Raw genomic sequence first — 2,110 nt, 5'->3', positions numbered from 1 at the left:
TTTGAATAAAATTCAGCTCATAAATTTCTGATGAGATGTTTTGACATTGTTTTGATTCACCATCGCATACTGCATCGTTGTATCAATTTGTGAATGTCCTAATATTTTTTGCACCTGTTCTATTGGCATTCCTTTATCTATTGCTCTGGTTGCCATGGTTCTTCGAAATTTATGGGGATGAATACGTTCCAGATCAATTCTTTTTCCTAATTCCCTTAAACGAATTTCCACTCCGCTTATTTTTAATCTATCATGTGGTGCATCCAGAGTTACAAATAATGCAGAATTATTATCTTTTCGATGAGCAATGTATTCTTTTAAATGCACCTTCGCTTTTGCATCAAAATATACACGCCTCTCTTTGTCTCCCTTTCCGTATACAATGCACTCACGCCCTTCCAAATCAATATCATCAACATTCAGATTTACCAGTTCACCTACTCGTATTCCTGTAGAATATAGCAAATCTATAATTGCCAGATCCCTAATTTCTTTGCAGTTATCCCTGAGTCGTTCAATCCCTTCATCTGTAATAACGCTTTTTACTACCGTTTTAGTTTTAATCTTATGAATCCGTTTCATAGGACTTTTTAAAATATAATCTTCTTCCTCTAACCAGGAGAAAAAGCTGGAAATATTTCTTCGAATGTTATCCACCGTAACATTTGAACATTTATTATTTTTCTGATATTCTGCCAAATATGTCCGTATTTCTTCTGTTGTAATCTTCCTTACAGATGTTTCAATATGGGATAACAAATGTTCTACCGTAACTTTATAATATTGAATGGTTCTTTCTGAACAACCTTCTATCTTCTTTGCATCCAAAAACATTTCAAGAAAATCTGTATTGGATATTTCCATTTTATCAGCTTCATTCTCTGCACATACTTTTAAGATTACTTCCTGAAGTTTTTTCATTTGTGTAATTGACAGATATTCTGACATTTCATTCAGTATTTTCACTATTTTTTCTTCCATGCTGGCATACTCCTTTCAAAATATACCAGCATCCTTCAACCATTTTGTTTATAGCATTTTGTTTTCTCGGTACGATTCAAATATATATGCCGGATTTTCGTAATATACACTGCTGTTGTAGTTATCAATCTTTGCACTGATAAAGGAATTGTATACTTTTATTAAAGCATCTACGATTCCAATATTTTCATCTGCAGCAACCATTTTTATCAGCCGCTTATATACCTTTCCAATGTCCCAATGTGATGGGATGCTGTATTTACACTCACCTACATTGTCAAAATTTCCTTCTTGTATTCCTGCTTCTTCAATAAAATCATCACTGACTCTGTCAATGTTGTCACAATGGTAAATATCTGCCAGGTCATAGATTTTATCAATTCTCTGCTTTCCAAGTTTATTTACAACGTCTGCCCGTGTATTCTTTGTTTTCCTGGCAATGTAATCAATCAGGCTGCATGTGTAAAATAAATCGTTATCTTTTTTGCTTTCCCGTCCTTCTCCTATCACTACAACTTCCCCTTTCTATCCAAAGTACTGTTGCATGAGACTGTCGAATAACTTCTGTGTTTCATCCAGTGCTTTTTGCACTTTAACTTTTGATTTGTTGACTTGTTTGACAAAAATCTCAAATTCTCTTTGTACATCTAAATCTGGATTCATCACTTCAACTGTCCTCACTTTTTGTATACCAAATGCAGCTTGCGAAGTGGAATTCTTTGCTTCAGCAAATTGTCTTTCGACAAAATCTGATTCAAATGAGTACTTCAAGAAATACGGATTTACTAATTCACTATTAGGTTGGACCAACACTACATTAGCAGATAATGTATAGTCATTACGTGCTGGAACAAACACTGGATTACCAATAGTTCCAATCTTTCCAACAACAAAATCTCCGTCATGTAAAGTATATCTATTCATATGTTCTTCTAACACTTTAGGACTGACCTTTCGAGCACCTTCGAAATCTATTTTACCTGTTTTATAATCGCAATCCTTGATACTTACATAAGGGATTCCACCTTCTTCAACCGGTGGTGTTCTATGACTTGGTTGTGGGTCTACTGAATTAGCAACTTCTCCGACTTGATGAATCGGATATTTAGCTGTACCATCAAGCGGATTA

At 34.5% G+C, this 2,110-nt stretch carries 3 protein-coding genes; all 3 read right to left on the bottom strand.

Going from position 1 to position 2,110, the window contains the following annotated elements; translation table 11 throughout:
- Positions 1 to 12 precede the first annotated feature (12 nt).
- Positions 13 to 981 (bottom strand): site-specific tyrosine recombinase/integron integrase, encoded by a 969-nt coding sequence (gene xerA / locus CK1_RS02275; RefSeq protein WP_015524701.1) that lies wholly within the window; start codon positions 979 to 981, stop codon positions 13 to 15.
- A 48-nt stretch (positions 982 to 1,029) separates the two neighbouring features.
- Positions 1,030 to 1,491 carry a hypothetical protein gene (locus CK1_RS02270; protein ID WP_173722402.1) on the bottom strand — a complete coding sequence of 154 codons (462 nt, stop codon included), beginning with the start codon at positions 1,489 to 1,491 and terminating at the stop codon, positions 1,030 to 1,032.
- Positions 1,492 to 1,506: 15 nt separating this feature from the next.
- Positions 1,507 to 2,110: restriction endonuclease subunit S (locus tag CK1_RS02265; RefSeq protein ID WP_306288692.1), on the bottom strand; the 604-nt coding region annotated here is incomplete at its 5' end.

Source organism: Ruminococcus sp. SR1/5 (assembly GCF_000209835.1).
Taxonomy (GTDB): Bacteria; Bacillota; Clostridia; order Lachnospirales; family Lachnospiraceae; genus Blautia_A; species Blautia_A fusiformis.
This window is presented reverse-complemented; position numbering and strand designations above follow the sequence as displayed.

Excerpts from the sequence above, each read along its gene's own strand:
- xerA (WP_015524701.1), bottom strand. The coding sequence starts at position 981 with ATGGAAGAAAAAATAGTGAAAATACTGAATGAAATGTCAGAATATCTG.